Origin of the sequence: Pseudoalteromonas sp. 120-MNA-CIBAN-0494, from assembly GCF_040308885.1 — a bacterium.
In the GTDB taxonomy this organism is placed as follows: Bacteria; Pseudomonadota; Gammaproteobacteria; order Enterobacterales; family Alteromonadaceae; genus Pseudoalteromonas; species Pseudoalteromonas nigrifaciens.
Genome location: NZ_JBEOOE010000062.1, coordinates 1 through 6312 on the forward strand (window position 1 = coordinate 1; position 6312 = coordinate 6312).

5 protein-coding genes and 1 pseudogene are annotated in these 6312 nt (G+C 40.3%); 1 reads left to right on the forward strand and 5 read right to left on the reverse strand.

Going from position 1 to position 6312, the window contains the following annotated elements; genetic code table 11:
• Positions 1-289: 289 nt before the first annotated feature.
• On the forward strand, positions 290-1117 hold the full coding sequence (locus AAEY55_RS17750) for a mechanosensitive ion channel family protein (protein WP_089367659.1): 828 nt from the start codon (positions 290-292) through the stop codon (positions 1115-1117).
• 175 nt (positions 1118-1292) lie between these two features.
• On the opposite strand, the pseudogene AAEY55_RS17755 reads toward AAEY55_RS17750, so the two are convergent.
• The 5 genes and pseudogenes from AAEY55_RS17755 to ftsY all read right to left on the reverse strand — a co-directional run.
• Positions 1293-1760, reverse strand: a pseudogene (locus tag AAEY55_RS17755) (methyl-accepting chemotaxis protein); the annotation flags it as partial.
• 84 nt (positions 1761-1844) lie between these two features.
• Positions 1845-2708, reverse strand: coding sequence for an RNA polymerase sigma factor RpoH (rpoH, locus tag AAEY55_RS17760; RefSeq protein ID WP_011327068.1), 864 nt, complete (start codon positions 2706-2708; stop codon positions 1845-1847).
• A gap of 224 nt (positions 2709-2932) precedes the next feature.
• A complete protein-coding gene (gene ftsX, locus AAEY55_RS17765; RefSeq protein ID WP_011327067.1) occupies positions 2933-3919 on the reverse strand; it encodes a permease-like cell division protein FtsX in 987 nt (328 codons plus the stop codon).
• Positions 3916-4593, reverse strand: a complete 678-nt coding sequence (gene ftsE, locus AAEY55_RS17770) for a cell division ATP-binding protein FtsE (protein ID WP_058372450.1) — start codon at positions 4591-4593, stop codon at positions 3916-3918. The genes ftsX and ftsE overlap by 4 nt, the downstream gene beginning before the upstream one ends.
• Positions 4594-4827: 234 nt before the next feature.
• Positions 4828-6312 (reverse strand): signal recognition particle-docking protein FtsY (ftsY, locus tag AAEY55_RS17775; protein ID WP_350552526.1); only part of this gene is annotated, 1485 nt, incomplete at its 5' end.

Sequence of the window (6312 nt, forward strand, 5' to 3'; positions counted from 1 at the left end):
GCGCCTTTCACCACCACCTAAATTAACTCGCTTTGGCTCATTAGATTTAGATGGAGCACTTGGCGCTATTGGGTAGAAGAAGGGATAGAAACACTTGGTTATACTTTAATTTTAATTTCAGCTATTGAGCTTGTACTTTTGTGTCGTAAACAGCTTAATAAACAGCATCACCATGTTGGCAATGGAGTAACTGACTAACCCAACTTAATTTTTTTGAGGTTAAGTTTGCTAATTGGTTTCATAAATCAATATACTAAGCTTGTTTGCAATTACTCGTATTTTGGAATTTATGATCAAAGATATACTACTACACCCAGTTCTTATCTCAGTGGTGGTGCTCACTATCGCATTTAGTTTAAAAGTACTTGTTGATAAGTTGGCGCGATATAGAGCAGAAAAAAAAGAAAAAGATACTCGCTACATTGCACACAATATTAAGCACTTTATTAACTTTACTATGGTTTTGTTACTGCTGTTTATATGGTCGACTGAGATTCAAAACTTTGCACTGTCTATAGCCGCTTTTGCCGTTGCTATTGTGCTTGCCACTAGAGAGTTTATTCAATGTGTAATTGGCTTTTTTTACTTAGTAACAACCCGCCCATTTAGAATTGGCGACTGGGTACAAGTTGGTGAATATTATGGCGAAGTAGCAGAGACCAACTGGATTAAAACCACCTTACATGAAATTGATATGCGAACTTATCAATTCTCTAGAAAAACAATATTTATTCCTAATAACAAATTAATTACCAGCCCAATAAAAAACTTAAACTTTGTTAAACGCTTTGCTACTCATCATTTTAATATTGTGCGTAAAGACAGCTTTAATCCGTACCCTATTTACGAAACTCTTCGCAATAAAGCCAAGCATTACTGCGAAGAGTTTGAAGAAGTGGCGAGCCGGTATAACTCTATTATCGAAAGAAAATTAGATGCAAAAATTTCAGGCCCAGAACCCGAAATTCACTTTGGTACTACTGAGTTAGGAGAATTTAGAGCAAGCTTCACCCTATTTTGCCCAACCGATAAAGCACTTGAAATAGAACATAAGTTAACTGAATGCTTTATGGAGCTGTGGTATAGCGAAGCAACTAAAAATAATATTAAGGGTTAAAGGTCTACTACTAAATTAATAGAAGTCGAACTTATTAAAGTGACTTTTTATCGAGGAAAACCCAGAGTTCAGAGCGAAGCTATGTCGCTGGGTAGCTCACTTAGGCGAAAGAGAAGAAATATGACTATCACTCTACTGCCTACTAATAAGGCTGCAGTAGAGTAATTATTCACGCTTATAAAATAAAAGTAGCCACCTTATCACTCAAATCAGCAGCGCGATCTTTAAGTACTTTTGCTTGGCTTAAATGGGTCAAAGCCGACTCAGTGATCTCATCAGTAACATCTTTTATAGCAACCGTATTTTGCGTTATTTCATTTGTTACTTGTGTTTGTTCTTCGGCTGCTATGGCTATTTGTCCTGCCATATCAGAAATTATATTAACCGCTTGAGTAATTTCTTCGAGGGCTTTCGCTGCAGCATTAACGTCATCAACACTATTATTAGCTAACCTTTTACTACTATCCATTAAACTAACAGCCTGCTTAGTCGTGTTTTGTAAAGTTTCGATAGTAGTATAAATTTCAGCAGTAGACTCTTGAGTGCGGCGAGATAGAACGCGTACTTCATCGGCAACAACGGCAAAGCCGCGACCGTGCTCACCGGCACGAGCAGCTTCAATAGCCGCATTGAGTGCTAATAAAATTTTAAGTAAATATCGTGAAACAAACAAAAAAACCCCGCATTTTATATGCGGGGCTTTTTTTTGTTAGCTAAATGGTTAGGTTTACACCATTGCAGCTTGTAGCTTTTTCATCGCTGTTTTTTCTAACTGGCGAACACGCTCAGCCGATACACTGTATTTTTCAGCAAGTTCTTGTAGCGTTGCTTTATCGTCGGTTAACCAACGTGCGCTTACAATGTCTTGCGAGCGTTCATCTAGCGTTTTAAGAGCGCTAAACAAACGAGTATGTGATTGTTCTTGCCATTGTTGCTGCTCAATATCGTCAGCTAAGTCAGCAGTGCCATCAGTTAAATACTGTACTGGTGAATAGGTGCTGCTTGGTGCGCTGTCGTCGTCATCACCTGTAAGGTCAAAGCCCATGTCTTGGCCGCTCATGCGCGATTCCATTTCACGTACTTCTTTTTCACTCACACCTAGCTCGCTAGCTACTGTGCTAACTTCTGCTTGGTTAAACCAACCTAAACGTTTTTTATTTTTACGAAGGTTAAAAAACAATTTACGCTGTGCTTTAGTGGTAGCAACTTTTACGATGCGCCAGTTTTTAAGTACAAACTCATGAATTTCTGCTTTAATCCAATGCACTGCAAACGATACTAAACGCACACCCACTTCTGGGTTGAAACGCTTTACCGCTTTCATCAGGCCAATATTACCTTCTTGGATTAAATCTGCTTGTGGCAAGCCATAACCCGAGTAGCCTTTTGCAATATGCGCTACAAAGCGTAAGTGCGACATAATGAGTTGCTTTGCAGCACTAAGATCACCTTCTTCCTGAAGACGTGTTGCCAGCTCTTGTTCTTGCTCTACTTTAAGCATAGGAATAGTGCTTACCGCTTGAAGGTAACCGTCCATGCTTGCGCTTTGCTGTCCAACTGTAAGTGCCATTGCGTATAAATCTTTACTCATTTTTCACCTCGGTGATAAACATTTGAAACCATCTTAGCACTCTTTGCCTAAGAGTGCTAACCCCAATTTAAAACTTTTCTTAAGTATAAATCAAGTGGTTTTTTGTATTTTTTAAGTCTACGCTAAGCGACTGAATAAGTGATGAATTAAGCCTGCTATAGCTTTAAAGCACTTTTATAAAAACTGCTTTAAAAAGAATAATATAAAAATGTGACCATTTTATGTCAGACTTTATCTGGCTCAATTTCTTTTATATAACGATTAACCGATAAGTACGAACCAATAAACCCTAAGCTAGTAGCAAGCAGTACCAGCGAGCCAAATTCTTTTAAGGTTAAACCAATTAAAGAAAAACTAGTTTGGTAAACGCTTGCCACACTACTAACGGCAGTTGATAGCCACCACATCATTAGCGCCACACATATAAATGCAAATAACCCGCCTATAACGCCATACCATATTCCGGTCCATAAAAAGGGGGCGTGAATAAAAGTATTAGTAGCGCCTACCAGCTTCATTACTTGTATTTCTTCTTTTTTATCCATAATAGACAAACGAATAGTGTTACCTATTATTAGCGTTACCGAGGTAAGCAATAGCAGCGCAATGGTAATAACACTTTCTTTTAATAGGCTTAGCAATGCATTTAGGCGCTCAAGCCAAGCTATGTCGAGCTTGCCAAAATCAACTTCTCGCTCACTTTCAAGCTTAGTTAAAAGTACTTTTGCGGCATTAGGTTGTCTGTGTCGCGATGTTGGTATAACGAGCACAACATCGGGTAACGGATTGCTATTTAAATAGCTTAACGCCTGACCAAATCCAGATACTTGCTTAAACTCTTGTAGAGCTTGCTGCTTAGAAATAAAGGTCACGCTTTCCACTTCTGGGTAGAGTGCTAAGCGCTTTACTAAGGTTTGGGTTTCTTGCTCGTTCATGCTTTCTTTTACGAACAAAGAAATTTCGCTGGCCTCTTCAAAGCCACTGCTTACCTGTTGCACATTTTTAACCACTAAGTATAAGCTAGCTGGCAAGGTTAAGCTCAAACCCAGTACTGCAATAGTCATTAACGACGCTAGAGGTGTACGCCACATTTCACCTAAGCTATGTACGCCTTGGCGAAAAATATTAATAATAAAAAAATAACCGCCAGCAAATACTGATTTTTTTTGTTTATCGTTACTATTTTGACGACTTTTAAAAAGTAAACTCATAATGCGCCCTCGGCTAACGGATCTTGAATCATACGACCATCTTTTAGGGTTAAGCTGCGATACTTCATCCGGGCCACTAATCCTAGATCGTGGGTAGCAATAAGTACGGTTGTCCCATGGTTATTAAACTCTTCAAAAAGACGTAATATTTCCATTGAAAGCTCAGGATCTAGGTTACCCGTAGGTTCATCTGCTAATAATATTGGCGGGGAGTTAACAATTGCGCGGGCAATACCCACACGCTGCTGCTCGCCACCAGAGAGCATAGATGGGTGGCATTTAATTTTATCAATCAAGCCAACCTTATCAAGCGCGCCATGCACACGCTTTGCAATTTGCTTATGGTGTGTGCCTTCAATGATCAAGGGCAGTGCTACGTTATCAAATATAGTGTAGCGCTCTAATAAGCGGTGGTTTTGAAATATAATGCCGATGTCGCGACGGGCATAAGGAATTTGCCGTGAGTTTACTTTGTTTAAATCGATACCGTTAATAAACACACTTCCAGCAGAAGGGCGTTCCATTAAGCTAATTAGCTTTAACAGCGTACTTTTACCCGCGCCACTGTGGCCGGTTAAAAACGCGAGTTCACCAGGTTTAATATGAAAATTAACTTTTTCAAGAGCGCGATGCCCGCCTGGATAGGTTTTACTTACTTGCTGAAAATTTATCATTTTTTATTATGCCAACACTATTAAACATCAATAAAGCTGGTATTCCTCGCAATTAAAAAGGGATCAAGCTCCCTCTTTTGGTAAATAAAAGTTCCACCTTTTAAAGGTGTGTTATAAACCACACCTACAGAACCGGAAAATCAAAGTACAAACATGACCATTTGGGTGAAGCTTTCACTTTATGAACGTCGCGCTGATCACTTTTCAACGCTTGTACTAATAGCTTGCTAAGCTTTAAGCGTCGTCTTCATCTTGGCTAAATAGCGCATCAATAAAGTCATCGCTTTTAAAGGCACGTAAATCATCAATACTTTCACCCACACCAATATAGCGAATTGGAATGTTAAACTTATCTGCTACCGCAAAAATAACACCGCCTTTTGCCGTGCCATCTAGTTTTGAAAGAGTAATACCGGTTAAACCAACGCATTGATTAAACAAGTTTACCTGGCTAATCGCATTTTGCCCTGTGCCTGCATCAATAGTTAACATTACTTCGTGCGGCGCATCAGGATCAATTTTTTTCATTACTCGCGCTATTTTTTCAAGCTCTTGCATTAAGTTGTCTTTATTTTGCAAGCGCCCTGCTGTATCTGCGATTAATACGTCAACGTTACGCGCTTTTGCCGCTTGAAAAGCATCAAAAATAACAGACGCACTGTCAGCACCAGTATGCTGTGCAATAACAGGAATACTATTACGTTCGCCCCATACTTGTAGTTGCTCAACCGCTGCGGCTCTAAATGTATCACCCGCAGCAAGCATGACCGACTTGCCTTCGCTTTGAAATTGCTTAGCCAATTTACCAATGGTCGTCGTTTTACCTACACCGTTAACACCTACCATTAATATAACAAATGGTTTTTTATCGGCTGGAATAACCAACGGCTGCTCTGCAGTTTTAAGCATTACGGCCATTTCTTGTTTCATTAGCTCATAAAGTGCGTCACCGTCTTTTAATTGCTTACGGTTTGCCGCATCAGTTAGGCGGTCTATTAACTTCATTGTGGTATCAACGCCTAAATCGGCGGTGAGTAATTGCGTTTCTAGCTCTTCAAATAAATCATCGTCTATTTTTTTACCGCTAAATATGGAAGCAAAACCAGAACCAATATTAACGCGAGTTTTTAATAAACCTTTTTTAAGGCGAGAGAAAAAACCTTCTTTTTTAGGTTTCTCTACTTTTTGAGCTGCTTCGCTTGCAAGTTCATCTGCAATACGCTGTTGCTCTAAACGCTCAGCTTCAGCTTGCTCTGCTGCAATACGCTGCTGTTCTAACCGCTCAGCTTCTGCCTGTTCATCTGCAATACGTTGCTGTTCTAATTGCTCAGCTTCTGCTTGCTCTGCTGCAATACGTACTTGCTCTAAACGCTCAGCTTCTGCTCGCTCTGCTGCAATACGTGCTTGTTCTAAACGCTCTGCCTCTGCTTGCTCTGCTGCAATTCGCGCTTGTTCTAAACGCTCAGCTTCAGCTTGCTCTGCTGCAATGCGTGCTTGCTCTAAACGCTCAGCTTCTGCTTGCTCTGCTGCAATACGTGTTTGCTCTAAACGCTCAGCTTCTGCTTGCTCTGCTGCAATACGTGTTTGCTCTAAACGCTCAGCTTCAGCCTTTTCCGCTGCTGCTTTTTCTTGATCAAGGCGTATCTGCGCTTCTTGCTCTGCTAAACGCTGCTGTTGCTCTAACTGTAATGCATGAGCATCGGCTTGCTGTTTTGCGAG